This window comes from Blastomonas sp. (genome assembly GCF_046294995.1).
GTDB lineage: Bacteria > Pseudomonadota > Alphaproteobacteria > Sphingomonadales > Sphingomonadaceae > Blastomonas.
The window spans coordinates 393,673-410,120 of record NZ_JBKBOG010000001.1; the positions used below are offsets into that span (position 1 = coordinate 393,673).

Consider the following 16,448-nt stretch of genomic DNA (forward strand, 5'->3'; position numbering starts at 1 on the left):
TAGTGGCGAACAACAAAGAAGACTCAGGACGAGGAGAAGGCCGCGATGTCAGCGCCAACACAGCTCTGGCTGGAGCGATCACCCGATGCTTGATTATGTGAGCCTGCTGAACGCCAACAACTCGATCCAGAGCGTTGGGGATGACACGTACTGGCTGTGCGTGACCCGCACGGTGCAGGAATCCAAACTGTTTCCCGTGCCTTCCTACATGCTGCTCTCATACCTCAATTGCTTCTATCGTTATCCCGAATTGCTGCGCAAAGTCGAAAGCCGGATGCAGGCGGAAGAGGTTGGTGATCGTGCGCGGGCGATGGCAGGCAAGTTCGGCAATCTTCCCGGCTGGGCGCTCCCGACCTTCTATCTTCTTGGGCGTGAGATCCTGATCAACATGGGCATGCTGCGCCCCGAGGATGCGGCCGAAGACACCGCTTATGTCATGGACTTCTGGCGGCGTTTCAAACTGGCGCAGCAACGCGAGGACGGGCATATCAACGCGCGCGAGTTCGGCCAGCGGGTTCAGCTTCTGCCCGAGCGGCGGCTCCAGCGGTTCCACGCCGATCTCCACGCCTGCACCGATGGCGACCGGCTGCACAAGGCGGCGCAGAGTTTTCTGGCGACCGTATCGCAATATGGCTTTCTGGTATCATGCGAGAGCCGGGTCACGCTCAACAATTCGGGGCCTTATGCGCTGGGTGAGAACCGCGAACTGGTTATCCGCGACTTCAACGATCTGGCGCAAGGCGATTTCCCCTGGCTCGATGGCGTGGGCGATGCGATCCCCTACAACAACCTCACGGTCACGATGGAAGCGACCGGATGCCATTTCTATCTAATGGATGATTGGGGCAGCTTTGAATCGCAGCCCGAATTCACCGCAGACAAGCTGACCGGCATCGGCCTGTACACCTCCGACGTGTTGACCGAGGGTCATGTGCCCGTGGGCATGGACTCGCCTGAACAGCTGGCCGAGACCTTCGAGCATCTGACCGACGTGTTCCGCAAGGCCACGGTCGATCTGTGGAAGACCATGGCGGGCTGGTCGCGCGACCAGATGATGGATGCGGGCGCCCTGGTCTATTTCTCGATCATCAAGGACTTTGCGCATGTCGCGGGTGTCTACGAGGTCGATGACTGGATGAAGATCGATCCGCGCGCCGAGCGGTTCCGTCCGCTGCTCAATGATGAATTCGGGCGCGATTTTCTGGGCGAGCTCGTCGGTCTGGTCGATCTGCCCAGCCAGCAGCTCCACTATTATGCGATGATGCAGCACTGCAACCAGCCACGCCGGTATATCACCCACATTCCCTATTGCGTGCTCGACGCGCCGCCGGGGCCGGGTATCGCGCCCATGACGGCGGGGTCTTCGCATCTGGGCGGAAAGCAGGATCGTTACATTACCAGTGCCGGTCCTCTCACGCTGGCCGAATACAATGCCAAGGCCGCCGCCTTCCGTCCCAAACAGATGGAGGCTCCCTTGCGGTTCCTGTGCGACACCAGCATCCGGCATAATCTGGCAAGCGAGGCGGTCCAGACGCTTTACCGGATGGAGCAGGAAGCATCGCCCTTGTTGCGAGACAAGGGAGCGGGCCTCAGCCGCGCCGATGTCGAAGCATTGCGCAAGGGGGTATCATGACCGGACCAAGTCTTTCCGGCCAAAGCGACGAGGCCATTGCCGCGTTGATGGAGGATTTCCAGCGCTCGGGACTGCGCGAGCTGCATGTCCGTCTGAACGACATGGAGATTTATCTCTCCAACGACAGCGCTGCAGCCGGGCTCGATGGCGTCATGGTGGAGTCGTCCATCCGGCCCGGTACCGCACCTGGTGCGCCACCCGCGAAACAGTCTCCTGCAGCGGCGGCGAAACCTACCGCCGCGTCCGTGCCAGCCGAATTGCCAGCCAACGCTACGATCATCAGCGCGCCGTATCTTGGCACCTTCTATCGGTCGCCCAAGCCCGGTAGCGCAGCCTATGTTGAGATCGGCTCGAAGGTCTCGCCCGAGACTGAACTGTGCCTGGTCGAGGTGATGAAGCTGTTTACCTCGGTGCAGGCCGAATGCACCGGGACTGTCCATAGCGTGCTCGCCAACGATGGCGACATCGTCCAGGCGGACCAGCCGCTGTTCGTGATCGTGACGGACTGATCATGGCCGTTTCACGCCTTTTCGTCGCCAATCGGGGGGAAATCGCCCTGCGCATCGTGCGTGCGGCGCAGGCCCAGAATATCGAGACGGTGGTCGGAATTTCCGATGCGGATCGCGGCAGCGCAGCGGCGCGGCTGGCGGATCGCGCCATCGTTCTGGGGCCGGGCCCGGCGGCGCTCAGCTATCTGGACCCGCGGCTGGTGGTGCATGCCGCCCGTGCCAGCGGCTGCGATGCCTTGCATCCGGGCTATGGATTTCTGTCGGAACGCTCGATCCTGCCCCGCCTGTGCGCGCAGAACGATGTTGCATTCGTGGGGCCTGAGCCCGACATGATCGATGCGCTCGGCGACAAGCTGCAGGCGCGCAGCATGGCGCGGGCCGCAGGCGTACCTTTGGTACCCGGTAGCGACCGCATCGCCAGCGCAGCCGATGCCCGGCGCGAGGGCGACCGCATCGGCTATCCAGTGCTGCTCAAGGCATCGGCCGGCGGCGGCGGTCGCGGCATGGTTGTCGCCAACAACGGCGACGAGGCCGAGGCGGGCTTTGCCAAGGCCAGCGCCGAGGCACAGGCTGCGTTCAACGACGGCACCTTGTTCATGGAGCGCTTCGTGCCCGAGGCGCGGCATGTCGAGGTTCAGCTGATGGGCGACGGGCTGGGCAATGTCGTCCATTTCGGGGAGCGCGATTGCTCGGTGCAGCGGCGTTACCAGAAGCTCGTCGAGGAATCGCCGTGCGTCGCCATGCCCGATCACGTTCGATCGGAACTACACCGCGCCGCAGTCGATCTGGCGAAATCGGTCAATTACCGTAACGCCGGGACCGCCGAGTTCCTGTATGATGTGCAGCGGCAGGAAGTCTATTTCATCGAAGTCAACGCCCGTATCCAGGTTGAGCATCCCGTCACCGAGATGGTAACCGGGGTCGATCTTGTCGGTGAGCAGATCCGCATTGCAGGCGGCGCCGGTCTTTCGATGCGGCAGGAGGACATCGCGGTCAGCGGCCATGCCATCGAATGCCGGATCAACGCCGAAGATGCCGCGCGCGGTTTTATCCCCGTCCCTGGCACCGTCACCCGGTGGCAGCCACCGCAGGGCGAAGGCATCCGGCTGGATTCGCACATGACCCAAGGCGCGGTCATCCCGCCCTATTACGACAGCATGATCGGCAAGCTGATCGTTCATGGCGCAAACCGTGCCGAGGCGATCACCCGGCTGGGCGACGCGCTGGAGAACTTCGTGGTCGAAGGCATACCGACAACGATCGCGCTGCACCGCGCCATCGCCCGGCATCCCGATTTCATCGCCAACACCTTCCACACTCGCTGGCTAGAGCAGGTGCTGCTCGCCAATCCCAACGCTCTGGCGGAGTAGCCCGATGGCCCATATTACCTTCCTCGATGAAACCATGCGCGATGGCCAGCAGAGCCTGTGGGGCATGCGGATGCAGGCCGGGATGGCACTGCCGGTGGCACCGATCATTGACCAGACCGGCTATAACATCATCAGCCTTGCGGGCTCCTCGCTCTTCGAGGTGCTGATCCGGCATTGTCAAGAAGACCCCTGGGCCGGGCTCGATCTGCTGGTCGGGGCCATGCCCAACACGCCGCTGCGCGCCGGGTGCCGTTCGAATGGATCGGTGACGTTCGGCTTCACGCCCGATGTGCTGATGGACCTGTGGGTGGACCGGTTGTGCGTCCACGGGCTTCGCAGTTTCTGGCTGTACGACGTGTTGTTCAACATCGACAAGATGCACCGGCTGGCGAAGATCGCCAAGGGTCATGGCTGTCAGGTTGCGGGCACGATGCTGTTCACGATGTCGCCGGTGCATGACGATGCCTATTATGCCGACAAGGCCGACAAGCTGTCTGCGCTGCCCGAGGTCGACAGCCTGCTGCTCTACGATACCGGTGGCGTGCTCGACCGCGACCGCATTTCGACACTGGTGCCTGCCATCGTCGCCAAGGCGCGCGGCAAGCCGATCGAAATGCACGCCAACAACATGCTCGGCCAGTCGGCCAAGAGCTACATGGATGCCATCGAGTTCGGGGTGACCGTGCTGCACACTGCGGTGCGCCCGATGGCTAACGGACCATCGATCCCTTCGATCGAGATCATGACCCGCAACGTAGAGATCATGGGCCACACCCACAATATCGATACCAGCAAGCTGGCGCCGGTCGCCGATCATTTCGAGCGCACGGGCAAGGCGGCAGGCTTTCTGGTCAACCAGCACTTCGAATATGACGTGACCGCGCTCAAGCACCAGATCCCCGGCGGCATGATGGGCACGTTGCGCGCCCAGCTTGTGCAGCAGAACATGCTCGACAAGCTGCCTGAGGTTCTGGCCGAGGTGGCAGCGGTACGCCGCGAGCTGGGATACCCCGGCATGGCGACACCGTTTGCGCAGCTGGTGGGGACGCTGGCGGTGCTGAATATCGTCACCGGCAAGCGCTATTCGGTTGTGCCCGACGAGGTCATCCAATATGCGGCAGGCTTCTATGGCGACCCGGTTGCGCCGATCGATGCCAATGTCCTGGACCAGATCATGGCGATGCCGCGCGCGCGGGAAATTGCCGACAATCCCCCCGAACAGCCCGATGCCGATGAACTGCGGCGCAGGCACGGCACTGGCGACAACGACGATGAGCTGATCCTGCGCGCGCTGGTGCCGGCCTCCGATATCGACCGCATGCGGGCCGCAGGGCCGGTCCGCCGCGATTATCCGACGCTTTCATCGCCCGAGTTCAACAAGGTTCAGCGATTGATGAAGCTGGCGACCGCGCCACTGGTGCAGATCCGGTCTGCGGCGCTGGATATGACGATGCGGCGCTGATCCGATGCGGATGATCGACTTTTTTGATCGCGGGGCACGGATCGCGCATGACCGGCCCTGCATGATCGCAGGCGATGTAACGCGAACCTACAGCGATGTCGCGGCGCGAACGCATGCCATCGCCAACATGCTGATCGCCGATGGATTTGCGCCGGGCGCACACGCTGCCGTCCTCAGCGGCAACGCACTCGAAGCGTTCGAGGCGGTGCTGGGCATTCTGCGCGCCGATGGCGTCTGGGCGATGGCAAACAACCGCGCCAGCGTTGCCGAAAACGCCTACCTGTTCGATTTGCTCGATATCGACACGGTGTTCATCCATTCCGACGTGGCCGACCGGATCGCACCCTTGCGCGCGCAATGCCCCAACATCCGGCGTTTCATCGCGCTCGACCGGCTCATAGAGGGTGCCGACTTCTATCTGGGGGACCAACTGGTACTCGATGGCTCGCAGGCGCCACAGCGCCGCGCCGGTCTGGTCGATGAACTCGCGTTTCTGGGCAATACCGGCGGGACCACGGGGCGCTCAAAGGGTGTCATGCTGACCAACGGCAACTGGCAGGCGCTGGTGAGTTCACTGGTCGCCTCAATGCCGATGAAGCGCCCGCCGGTGAACCTTGTCGCCGCCCCGATGACGCATGCCGCAGGGCCGCTGGCACTGGCCAGCATGGCGCTTGGCGGAACCGTGGTGGTGTTGCCCAAGTTCGAACCTGCAGACGTGATCGCGGCAATCGAGCGGCACCGCGTGACCTACATGTTCCTGCCCCCCACCGCAGTCTACATGCTATTGGCAGCGCCGGGCGTGCGCGATGCCGACTTCTCAAGCCTCGAATACATTTCCTATGCCGGTGCGCCGATGTCGCAGGACCGGCTAAGGGAAGCTATCGACGTGTTCGGCCCGGTAATGAATGCCAGCTTCGGCCAGACCGAAGCACCGATGTGCGTCACTGCGATGCCGCCGCACGAACATCTCGATGCACACGGCAGCCTGGCCCATCCGGGCAGCTGCGGACGCCCCAATCTGCTCTCGGTCGTCGAGATCATGGACGATGACGGCACAATTCTGCCCCCGGGCGAACGCGGTGAGATCGTGGTGCGCGGGCCATTGGTGATGGCGGGCTATTACCGAAACCCGGAGGCTACTGCTGAGGTATCGCAATTCGGCTGGCACCATACCGGAGATATCGGCGTGCGCGATGCCGATGGCTGGTTCTATGTCGTCGATCGCAAGAAGGACATGATCATTTCGGGCGGGTTCAATATCTACCCGGCCGAAGTCGAGCAGGCGCTGCTTGCGCATGATGCGGTCCAGGATTGCGCGGTGATCGGCGTACCCGACGATAAATGGGGCGAGGCGGTTGTCGCCTATGTCGAACGGCGCGGGGATATTGGCGACGAAGCTTTGCTCGCCCATGCGCGCGGCCTGCTCGGTCCGATAAAGACACCCAAGCGGATCGAGTTCACCGATGCGCTGCCGCGTACCAACGCGGGCAAGGTTTCGCGGGCAGAACTGCGCAAGCCGTTCTGGGCCGCCGCCGGAAAGGCTATCTAATGCGTGGTGCCGCCATCATCGGCGTGGGAATGACCTCCTTCGGACGCCACCTCGATCGCACCCATAGCGAACTGTCGCAGCACGCAGTTGCACAGGCGCTCGCCGACGCCGGGGCCAAGGCGAGCGACCTTGGCATGGCGATCTACGCCAATGTCATCCAGGGCTTCTTTGCCGGCGAAATGTCGATCCCCGGCGAATACGCGCTGCGCCCGATGGGTATTCAGGGGGTGCGCGTGCTGCATGTCGAGGCAGCCTGCGCCAGCGCGACCATCGCCCTGCACGTCGCGGTCGATTATGTGCGCGCAGGACTTGCCGATGTCGCGCTCGTGGTCGGCGTGGAAAAGCTCTACAGCCAGGACCGGGACAAGCGCTTCGCCGTGTTCCAGCAGCCGCTCGATGCGCTGGTCGCTCAGGCCTATCTCGACGCGACCGATGGCATGCTGTTGCCTGCACCTGAAGGGTTGGAGGGACCCGGCCCCAATATCATGATGCAGGCCTATGCCGCGCAGGCACGGCTGCATATGGCGACTTATGGCACGACCGCGCGGCAGATTGCGGCTGTGGCGGCCAAGAATCATGTGCATTCGGTCGCCAACCCGCTGTCGCAATATCGCGATCCGTTCACGGTCGATGAGGTGATGGCGGCACCGGTGGTGTGTTGGCCGTTGACCGTGCCGATGTGCGCGCCGATCAGCGACGGGGCGGCGGCAGCGGTTGTCTGCGCCACCGATCTGCTGTCGCGGTTTCCGGACGCCCGCGCGGTCGATGTTCTGACGGTTGAATCGCAGAGCGGATCGGATCGCACGCCGAATGACTATGCTCGCCATGTCACCCGGCTCACCGCACAGCGCGCTTATGAAGCTGCTGGCGTGGGACCGGACGAGATCGACGTCGCCGAAGTCCACGATGCCAGTTCGTTCGGCGAGGTCGTGCAGACGGAGGCTCTTGGCCTATGCGCGGAAGGTTGGGGTGGGTCCGATGCCGAAAAAGGCGAGACGTCCATCGGCGGCCGCATTCCGGTCAATCCGTCGGGCGGACTGGTCTCGAAGGGACATCCGCTGGGGGCGACCGGGCTCGGCCAGATCTGGGAACTGGTGACGCAGCTGCGCGGCGATGCCGGTGCGCGTCAGGTCCCGGGCGCAAGGATTGCGCTGGCAGAGAACTCGGGCGGCTTTTACGGCGTGGAAGACGGCTTGTCGGCGATCACCATCCTGCGGCGATCGGTGTCAGTCTGACGCAAATGCATGATCCGGAAGCCGTGCAATCATGGCGTGTGTTCCGGCAAAATGACTGCGAACGGACTGCTCGGCCAGCGCTGCATCGCCAGATATGACCGCACCTGCTATCGTCCGGTAGCCATCGGCATGCGAATGCTGTTCGTCCGCCGCCTGATAGGGACGGATCTGGGCACGAAACAGGTCCGCGCGGCCCAACGGTGCAACCCGCGGCAGCTCGTGATTGGCCGAAACCGCAAACAGCGTATCGTAAAACGCCTGACGCAGACCGAGGTACGCCTGACGATCGCGAATGACCTGGTGGTCGCTCGCGGTCACTGCGGCGTCCATCAACGAGGTCTTTTCCCCTTCGAACAGAGCTGCCCGCCGCGCCGCCAGGCAGACCAGCTGCTCCAGAACCTCCAGCAGGTCCGCTGCTTCCTTGCGTGTCAGCCTACAGATATGCGATCCACGGTAACGGCTCATCGAGACGATGCCGTCGCCATGCAGGTTACGCAGCGCCTCGCGCAGTGAACTGCGGCTGACCTGCAACCGCTGGGTCAGCGCGACTTCCACTAGATGCTGGCCGGGCACGAACTGACCGGTCTTTATTCCGTTGCGGATAGCTTGCGCGACGGATTCGGCGGTGCCAAGTGCGTCCGCGGCCATCTCAATCAGCCGGGAATGCTTGCGCGAAGGCGGGCAAGAGGTCGTGTGCGGTCATATCCAGCTGCAGCGGGGTGACCGATACGGCATTGTTGGTGACCGCCGCCAGATCGTTGCCGTCCTGCTCACCGCCATCGGGGAATGCGATCTTAATCCAGTAATAGGGCACGTGCCGTTCATCGACCCGCCGGATCGGCTGAAACGCGCCGGGGGGCCGCATCCCCTGCCGCGTCGCAAGAACGCCCGTGACTGCATCGGGCGGACAATTGGGGAAGTTGACGTTGACGAACATTCCTGGTCGCCAGTCCATCGCAAACAGTTTTTCGAGCACTTGCGGCAGATATTTGCGCGCTGTGTTCCAGTGAATTTCGCCCTGATAGGTGATCACCTGGCTCAGCGCGATCGCCGGGATGCCCAGCATCGCCCCTTCCATCGCGGCGGACGCCGTGCCCGAATAGGTGATATCCTCCGCCAGATTGGGGCCGCGATTGATGCCGGAGAGGACGAAATCGGGTCTTTTGTCGCCCATCAGCTCATAGATGCCCAGGAGCGCGCAATCGGTCGGCGTGCCGTTCAGCGCAAAGTGGCGGCTGTCGCGTTCCTTGATTCGGATCGGAAGTGAGAGAGATAGCGAATGTCCCGCGCCGGAGCGTTCCTGATCAGGCGCAACCACCCATATGTCGTCGGTGAACTGGCGGGTGATTTCCTCCAGCAGAACGATACCAGGTCCGTCTATACCGTCGTCATTGACGATGAGTACACGCGGGTTATCGATCTTTGCCACGAGGCTCTCCTGTGCGCTTGGTTGTTGATCAGGGCTTATCCGACGCCGCAGGACCCGTCAATATCGTCCGACGATTTCATCCGTCACGCTTGACAGTGCCGCTGGGCTGGTTCACAAATCGGCCACATTAAAACGATGATGAGAGGGTGTTTCGTGGCTGAATTGCCGATTGATGGATTGCGCCATGTTGCGCCGCCTGCCTCGCCTCTGGTCGAGGCCGTACTCGCGCTGACCCACGACATTGTCCGGCAGAAATATGCCGAATCCGGCCTGTCTTGGTCCGACTTCAGTCTGCAGGTTGCCGACACGCTGGTTACCAAGGATGATTTTTCCGCCGTTGAGCGCGCCATTCTGGACAGCGGCCATCGCTTCGACTGGTCCGCCAGCATTTCGGCGAGTGAGCGGCCCGAGATATACAAGCCGCTTGAGGCGGGATCGGAAAATGGCGATGCCAGCTTCTCGCACCCCGAAGCCCCCCAGCAACCGATGGACGCGGACGGCCGGGCACTGTGCGGCGAGGGCGACAATGTGGTGCGCCATGGCTCGGACATGAGCGGCACCGCGCGCTTCATCCGCAGCAACAGCCGCGTCCTCGATTATCTGACCAACGGCGTACCGCCGGGCACGGTTGCGATCATCGACGATTCGGGCGGCACCCTGACAGCGCCGATCATCGAACAGTTTGCAGCAGTGATCTGCGCTGGAGGCACCGTCCGATCGCACCTCGGCATCCTTACGCGTGAGTACAACATCCCGTGCGTGATGAACGCCAAGATCGCAGGGATCGAGGACGGCGATGTCGTGACAATCGAATCGAGCGCTGATGCCAAAACGACCGAGGACTACCAGTTGGGCACCCGCCGGATTGCGCGTGTCTGGCGCCATCGCCGCGAAGGGGAGGCTTGAGCCATGGACCAACGGGACCTTGTCTTTCATGGGCTGGCCATCAAGCGGCATGCGCCTGCCGATGCCATTGCCGGGCTGATGGCGATGGACGCTGCGCAGACCAAGGCGGCGCTCGACAACGCCGTCGCCACGAGCCGTGCGATCGAAGCCAAGGGGGGATATGCGCTGACCCCGCTGGCGCGGGTCGCACTCGAAGCACGCTATCGCCGTCACTTTGCCGACCTGCGGGGCAATGCTGCCTTTGTCAGCGCTTACGACGCCTTCGAACGGGTCAACAAGACGCTCAAGCAGGTCATCACCGACTGGCAGACGCTCGACATCGGCGGTGAAAAGGTTGCCAACGATCACAGCGACAAGGGCCATGACGATGTCGTGATCGACCGGCTGGGCCAAGTACACGAGATTGTCGAGCCTCTGCTCGCGCGGATGGCATCGCATCTGCCACGGCTTGCGGTCTATTCCGAGAAGCTGCTCGCCGCGCTCGAATTTGCCGAGGACGGGGACGTCGAATGGGTCAGCGATATCCGCCGCGAGAGCTATCACACGGTGTGGTTCGAACTGCACGAGGATCTGTTGCGGATCATGGGCCAGGTGCGCGAGGAATGACCGTCGTGACTCAAAGCGATTGGGCGATCCGGCTCGATGGCAGCACGCTGCCCGACAAGGCGCTGATCGGCGGCAAGGCGTGGTCGATCGCGCGGATGACTGCGCTGGGCCTGTCTGTGCCGCCTGCCTTCGTAATCAGCACGGGCGCATGCCTGGCCTTTCTGGACAGCGGAGATTTCCCCGCCGGCCTTGAAGCCGAGATCGCAGCAGGCCTTGCGTGGCTCGAACGCGAAACCGGGCGCACTTTCGGCCACGGTGACAAACCCTTGCTGCTTTCCGTGCGATCGGGCGCGGCGATCTCCATGCCCGGCATGATGGACACGGTGCTCAATCTGGGGATCGATGCTGCGGCCGAAGCGGCGTTGGCGGCAGAAACCGGGATGCCCGCGTTCGCGCGCGACACCCATCGGCGGTTTCTCGAGCTCTATGCCGCCATCGTAATGAAGATGCCGGTCGAACTCGACTCGGCGGCAGATCCTGCGAAATGGCGCGCGCAAACCGCAGGGCTGCCGACCAGTCCGCAAGAGTGCCTTACAGGCGCCGTACGCGCGGTGTTTGAGAGCTGGAACTCAAGGCGCGCCCGCCGTTACCGCGATCATAATGGCATACCGCACGATCTTTCGACGGCGGTCACCATCCAGGCGATGGTGTTCGGTAATCTCGATGCGCAAAGCGGAACCGGAGTCATTTTCAGCCGCAATCCATTGACCGGCGAACGCAAGCCATATGGAGAATATCTGCCCCGGGCGCAGGGCGAGGATGTGGTGTCGGGCAAATTTACCCCGCTGTCGCTCGATGCGATGCAAGGTCTTGATCCGGCTGCCCATGCCGCGCTGCTGCATGCGACCGAACTGCTCGAGCGGGAGCACGGCGACATGCAAGACATCGAATTTACCGTTCAGTCGGGCAAGCTCTATCTGCTGCAGGCCCGCTCTGCCAAGCGCGCGCCCGATGCAGCAGTGCGCGCTGCGGTGGATATGGTCGCCGAGGGCATGATCGACGAGGCCACCGCGTTAACCCGGGTCAGCGCTGAGCAGGTGGCAACGCTGCTGCGGCCCAAGCTGGCCGACGGTGCGACCGATGCGCTTGCGGTGCTCGGCAAGGGCGAGGGGGCGTGCCCTGGCGTGGCCAGCGGTATCGTCGTGACCGATCCTGACGAGGCTGATCGCAGGGCATCGGATGGCGAAGACATCATCCTGCTGCGCGCGACGACCAGCCCAGACGATATTCACGGCATGATCGCTGCCCGCGGGATCATCACCGAACAAGGCGGATCGACCTCGCATGCTGCGGTCGTCAGCCGCGCGCTTGGTCGTCCGTGCATTGTCGGCGTCGGCGCAGGTCATGCGATCACGCCAGGATCCGTAGTGACCGTCGATGGCAGCGGCGGCGTGGTCTATCCAGGCGCGCTTCCGGTGCTGGCTCCCGACGAGCGCGCCGATCCTGCACTTGCGCGCCTTACCGAATGGGCGCGACAGCGCAGCGGTCTGACTGTCTTGAGTGCGAAAGATAACGTGGACATCGCAGGTATCGCCGACATCGACGAGCAGTTGGCGGGCGGCGAAGTAGATCGGCTGCAAGATCAGATTGCCGGGCTTGACGCCGTGCGCGGTGCCATATTTGCCAATCCGGAAACGGCGCGGCTGGCGGCACGGCTTGGGGTCCACACTATTATCACCGATCCTGTCCTTCCCGCTTTGCTGGCAACACTGGAGTCTGGCGCATGAGCACGCTCGTCAGTGATACCCGCGCGCTGATGCGGATGTTCGTGCAATCATCCTACCGCGATCTTTACGTCCGGTCCGGTGACGTCAGCGTGTTCATCGCGCGCGATGGCGGCGGGGCCAATCCCATGATAGCGACAGCGCGGATTGCGCCCGCTGCCGATGGCGTGACGCACATTGCCACGACATGGCAATTGACCGCTCCGCATGTTGCCACGCTGATCTGGACGGCGGCGGAAGGCGACGTTGTGGAACACGGCACGACGATCGCGCGGATCGCTCTGCTGGATGAGGAAATCGCGCTCACCGCCGATGCTGCTGGCACCGTTCAGGCTGCGCAGGCGTTACCGGGTGCCCTAATAGAATTCGGTGATGTCATACTGACCGTGGATGGCTGAATGCGCGGCTGCTCCACCCTGAGCACGGCAGCGCAGCCGCGAATTTTTCACCCCGCCGCCATCGCCCGCTTGACCAGCAATTTGGTATAGGCAGGCAGAACCGCTCCGAACGCTTGGAACCGGGCATCCGCTGTCTTTCCACTGGTGAACAGATGCGCGCCGAGCGCAATGATCGCGGCGACCTTTGCCTGCCCCAGAACGGTGTAGCGGGCCACATCGACTGCGGTTCGCCCCGTGCCCTGTTCCCATTCGGCAACCATCTTATCCGGCGACCACCAGCCGGGCTGTTCAAATCCTGCATCGGCTAGCGACGCTTCGCCCTGATCGTGGAACATCAGCACATAGCCCAGGTCCAGCAGCGGTTCTGAAACCTGCGACATTTCCCAATCGAGAAACGCCGTCAGCCGGCCGTCCTGCCACAGGCAGTTGCCGTGCTTGGGGTCGCCATGCACCGGTGTTGCCGCGCCTGAGGGGCGTGGCGGATTGGTGGCGAGGCTGGCCAGTACATCGATCAGGTCCTTCGTCGCCTCTGCGCCGCATGCGACGTCCAGCCAATGCTGCGCCTCCTGCTGGATGCTGCGTCCACCGGGCGGCATCGCGTTTACGGGCATGTTGTGAAGACCGATCAGCGCATCGAACCACTGCCGGCAGATGCTGTCGGGCACGGCAACGGGATCTGCCTTGACCCAATCGGGCGTGACATATTCGAAAGCCTCTCCCTGCACGCACTCCATCAGGAAGAATTCATCGCCGATGACATCGGGGTCGGTGCACAGTTCCAGCATAGACGGTAACGGTACGCTGTCGGTATTGGACTTCACCGCTAACAGGATCGCGTGCTGCCGTGCCATGTCATAAGGGGGCAGAAGCCCCTCTTCCGATGGCGGCATTCGAAGGATTTCGTTGAGCCCCTCGACCAGATAGGTTTCGTTCGAATGGCCCGCCGAGAGCGTCTTGACGCCCGTGATCGCCGATCCGCGCGGCAGGTAGCCGCGTAGGCCTTCCGCCAGCATCTGAGTGTCTCTGCCCAGCATGTTCATACCCTCCTGGTCAGATCAGCGAACTGGCCGCGGTCAGACCCAGATCGGGGTGCGCGCCGTGGATGATCGTCTCCATTATGCCATAGCCCACCGCATCGCCTTCGGTGACGCGAATGGGGCAATCGCGCAGCTGGCGTATACGACGCAGGGTCTCGATATCCATCGTGTCCGCAAACATCTCGCCATCGACCTCCAGCGGGCCTTTCCATGACCCGTGCTTCTTTCCGTCAAAGCCCAGATACAGGCCAGGGCCGAGGTGCACTCCCGAGGTTCCCATGACCTCGACCTCGACTGTCCGGGTGCCGCCCTGCATCATGTCGAAATGCACGCGCCCGCCGAGCAGTCGCCGCGTCTGGTCATCATATTTGAGTTCCGGACGAACCCGAGCGACCTTTTCCTGGCGTCCATCGGGGTGGTTGCAATAGCCCGACGAATAGAAGATCCGCCCTTGTTTGGCCATATAATAGAAGTGGTAGGCGTAGCTTTCGCCATTGGGCTGCACCAGCATGAACGGGCTCCACACCAGCATGAATTCGCCTTCGCCGAACTTGACGTCGCCAAAGTCGGCGGTCGGGCGCACGTCGGGGTTGTGTGCTCCGACATCAAGCCGCGTGCCCCAGCTATGGTCACGATATTCGGTCCACTCATCGGGGTTGATCTCGATGCGCTCGCCCTCGATCTCGACCCACCCCGAGGGCACGCCGATCTGGTGATAGCGGATGACATCGGAGCCGATGCGGAACCCGTCCTTTTCGCGTTGCTTGTGACGGTCCTCGAAGAACGGCGGCATTTTCGAGGTGAAGGTCACGTCGTAGGCGATGGGCTGGATATCATTGCGGTCAAGCCGGTAGCGCACGCTGTGCAGTGGCTCGATTATCTCGTAGTGGATCGGGCCGACCTCGGTGATCGTCGGGTCATCGCGCAATTCACGGCTCGCCCGGACGGTCCACTGCTGGCTGCCGCGCGAAACGGCGGCCCAGCCGTCCATGACGCCGCGGTTGTGGTAGCGCCCTAGGCCGAAGTCGATCGCCAGCGTGCCGTCCTTGCGGACCATCGCCGACCAGATCTTTTCGGTCCAGCTCTGCTCGGAGGTTGCGGTCGAGGCGAAGGTGTCGACGATCTGGTGGTTCAACAGTTCGTCGAGCCCGATCAGCTGGCCGATATCGTCCATTTCGTTGCGGGCAAAATTTCTCATATCTCTCTCCAGGGTTGTATTCTCAAATTAGGGTCTAAGCGCCGACGAGGGTGCCGACCTGCAGCAAAGGGGCGACGTCGGTATAATTGGGAAGGTCCGCGAACAGGTTCGCGCCATGGGCAGCCATCGCCAGGTCGAAAGCCTCGCGCGAGGTGAACACCATCTCGCTGATCGCCCAGAAAGGGGGTGTCGAGCCATCCAGTGCGTGGCGTCCCAGCACCGAGCGGATTTCGATCAGCCCATGGCCAGTCAACAGGTTTTCCGCGAATTTTGTGTGCCTGCCGATATAATAATCCGCATCGAACCTGCTGCCCGCATCATTGGGATAAATCGCCATAATGTGCGTCATCGGCCTGCTCCTTAACACCCTGATTCGTCAGGGTCAGAGGGCCAAGCTAAATGTGTCGGACGATTTCGTCCACACATATCGACAACAAACTATCAGGCTACGACATATTACCGCCAGAAAGGAAGGGTCACTGCACAGCTCCAAGCTATGGCGATGCAGCGAATGTGCGGAGGGCCGGGGACCGGTGCAATCGAGCCAGGAATTTGCGCAACAGGTCGCGGCGTCCGCGTATCAGGTGCTGAAACGCGGGACGTGCGGTCCGTGCCGACACGGATCAGTTATCCAGAGTGGGAAACGCCGATTCGGGCAACTCGTCCATGGTCTGGCGGGTACCACCAAAATGGTGCTTGACCGCCGCGTCCGCTTCATCGGCATCGCGTGCCAGAATGGCCTCGGCAATGCGCCGATAGCCCGAGACGTGCCGCATCCGCTGCTCTTCGCTCTGAACGGTTTCGACCTGCGCCCTGAACAGGTCGGTACGCGAGAGCGGCATTACCCGCTCGAGTTCGCGGTTGCCGCCCATCTGGATCATCGCGTCATAGAAGCGTCTGCGGTATTCGAGATAGCGTGCCCGATTGCCGGTCCCACCCGAATGCTCGATAAGTTCGACTGCCTCGACAAGCTGTTGCTGCAACTCGGAGTTATCCCACTTCTGCGCGGCGAGCCGGGCAGCAAGTCGCGCAAGCGGCTCGAGGGTATCGAGCAAGTCGAGCACCGACTTTTTGTCGAGAATACCAATATAGGCACCGCGGTAGCGATTGAGCGTCACGATCCCGGCAGCGGCAAGATGCTTGAGGGCTTCACGCAAGGATCCACGGCTTATCGACAGTCGCCGAGTCAGATCGGGCTCGAGCAGATGCTGGCCAGGTACAAAGACACCGGACCTGATCCCCTGGATAATGGCTTCCGAGACTTTGTCGGTAGCGCTCAGCGCCGGCTCGGCGGGCACTGTTATCTCGGCTTTGCTTGGTGTGCTCATGCTGTTGGGGGCAAGTGTGGTCGAAGCCATTCTTCTTTTCCTGGATATCGCACCTGTCTTTAGC

At 62.4% G+C, this 16,448-nt stretch carries 16 protein-coding genes; 10 read left to right on the forward strand and 6 right to left on the reverse strand.

Translation table 11 applies throughout. From position 1 onward, the window contains the following. The first annotated feature begins 85 nt into the window (after positions 1-85). The 6 genes from ACK4R0_RS01765 to ACK4R0_RS01790 are packed head-to-tail and all read left to right on the forward strand — an operon-like array spanning position 86 to position 7,758. Positions 86-1,633, forward strand: a complete 1,548-nt coding sequence (locus ACK4R0_RS01765) for a hypothetical protein (protein WP_409669312.1) — start codon at positions 86-88, stop codon at positions 1,631-1,633. After that, on the forward strand, positions 1,630-2,142 hold the full coding sequence (locus tag ACK4R0_RS01770) for an acetyl-CoA carboxylase biotin carboxyl carrier protein (protein WP_409669315.1): 513 nt from the start codon (positions 1,630-1,632) through the stop codon (positions 2,140-2,142). The genes ACK4R0_RS01765 and ACK4R0_RS01770 overlap by 4 nt, the downstream gene beginning before the upstream one ends. A 2-nt stretch (positions 2,143-2,144) precedes the next feature. Then, the gene (locus ACK4R0_RS01775) at positions 2,145-3,512 is read left to right on the forward strand and encodes an acetyl/propionyl/methylcrotonyl-CoA carboxylase subunit alpha (protein ID WP_409669318.1); all 1,368 of its coding nucleotides are present in this window, start codon (positions 2,145-2,147) and stop codon (positions 3,510-3,512) included. Between the two features lie 4 nt (positions 3,513-3,516). Next, positions 3,517-4,974, forward strand: coding sequence for a pyruvate carboxylase (locus tag ACK4R0_RS01780; protein ID WP_409669321.1), 1,458 nt, complete (start codon positions 3,517-3,519; stop codon positions 4,972-4,974). A 10-nt stretch (positions 4,975-4,984) separates the two neighbouring features. Further along, positions 4,985-6,523, forward strand: a complete 1,539-nt coding sequence (locus ACK4R0_RS01785; RefSeq protein WP_409669324.1) for a class I adenylate-forming enzyme family protein — start codon at positions 4,985-4,987, stop codon at positions 6,521-6,523. Next, complete coding sequence (locus ACK4R0_RS01790; protein ID WP_409669327.1) at positions 6,523-7,758, forward strand: thiolase family protein; 1,236 nt, start codon at positions 6,523-6,525, stop codon at positions 7,756-7,758. Before ACK4R0_RS01785 ends, ACK4R0_RS01790 begins: the two co-directional genes overlap by 1 nt. On the opposite strand, the gene ACK4R0_RS01795 is transcribed toward ACK4R0_RS01790, so the two are convergent. After that, positions 7,750-8,406 (reverse strand): GntR family transcriptional regulator, encoded by a 657-nt coding sequence (locus tag ACK4R0_RS01795; RefSeq protein ID WP_409669330.1) that lies wholly within the window; start codon positions 8,404-8,406, stop codon positions 7,750-7,752. The genes ACK4R0_RS01790 and ACK4R0_RS01795 overlap by 9 nt on opposite strands. 1 nt (position 8,407) lies before the next feature. Beyond that, positions 8,408-9,187: a 5'/3'-nucleotidase SurE gene (surE, locus tag ACK4R0_RS01800; protein WP_409669332.1), complete on the reverse strand. Its 780-nt coding sequence runs from the start codon at positions 9,185-9,187 to the stop codon at positions 8,408-8,410. Between the two features lie 153 nt (positions 9,188-9,340). Between surE and ACK4R0_RS01805 the strand changes: the two genes are divergently transcribed. From ACK4R0_RS01805 to ACK4R0_RS01820, 4 genes are read left to right on the forward strand one after another with little or no spacing between them, the layout of a single operon-like run. After that, positions 9,341-10,093 carry a PEP-utilizing enzyme gene (locus ACK4R0_RS01805; RefSeq protein ID WP_409669335.1) on the forward strand — a complete coding sequence of 251 codons (753 nt, stop codon included), beginning with the start codon at positions 9,341-9,343 and terminating at the stop codon, positions 10,091-10,093. A 3-nt stretch (positions 10,094-10,096) separates the two neighbouring features. After that, positions 10,097-10,699 (forward strand): hypothetical protein, encoded by a 603-nt coding sequence (locus ACK4R0_RS01810; RefSeq protein WP_409669337.1) that lies wholly within the window; start codon positions 10,097-10,099, stop codon positions 10,697-10,699. Continuing rightward, positions 10,696-12,426, forward strand: a complete 1,731-nt coding sequence (locus ACK4R0_RS01815; protein WP_409669340.1) for a pyruvate, phosphate dikinase — start codon at positions 10,696-10,698, stop codon at positions 12,424-12,426. The genes ACK4R0_RS01810 and ACK4R0_RS01815 overlap by 4 nt, the downstream gene beginning before the upstream one ends. After that, positions 12,423-12,821: a hypothetical protein gene (locus ACK4R0_RS01820; protein ID WP_409669342.1), complete on the forward strand. Its 399-nt coding sequence runs from the start codon at positions 12,423-12,425 to the stop codon at positions 12,819-12,821. The genes ACK4R0_RS01815 and ACK4R0_RS01820 overlap by 4 nt, the downstream gene beginning before the upstream one ends. 47 nt (positions 12,822-12,868) lie before the next feature. On the opposite strand, the gene ACK4R0_RS01825 is transcribed toward ACK4R0_RS01820, so the two are convergent. The 4 genes from ACK4R0_RS01825 to ACK4R0_RS01840 form a co-directional block, all read right to left on the reverse strand. After that, the gene (locus ACK4R0_RS01825; protein ID WP_409669345.1) at positions 12,869-13,855 is read right to left on the reverse strand and encodes a phosphotransferase family protein; all 987 of its coding nucleotides are present in this window, start codon (positions 13,853-13,855) and stop codon (positions 12,869-12,871) included. Positions 13,856-13,871: 16 nt separating this feature from the next. Beyond that, positions 13,872-15,056 carry a hypothetical protein gene (locus tag ACK4R0_RS01830; RefSeq protein WP_409669348.1) on the reverse strand — a complete coding sequence of 395 codons (1,185 nt, stop codon included), beginning with the start codon at positions 15,054-15,056 and terminating at the stop codon, positions 13,872-13,874. A 34-nt stretch (positions 15,057-15,090) separates the two neighbouring features. Next, on the reverse strand, positions 15,091-15,405 hold the full coding sequence (locus ACK4R0_RS01835; protein WP_409669350.1) for an EthD family reductase: 315 nt from the start codon (positions 15,403-15,405) through the stop codon (positions 15,091-15,093). Between the two features lie 274 nt (positions 15,406-15,679). Next, complete coding sequence (locus tag ACK4R0_RS01840; RefSeq protein WP_409669353.1) at positions 15,680-16,384, reverse strand: GntR family transcriptional regulator; 705 nt, start codon at positions 16,382-16,384, stop codon at positions 15,680-15,682. Positions 16,385-16,448 lie beyond the last annotated feature (64 nt).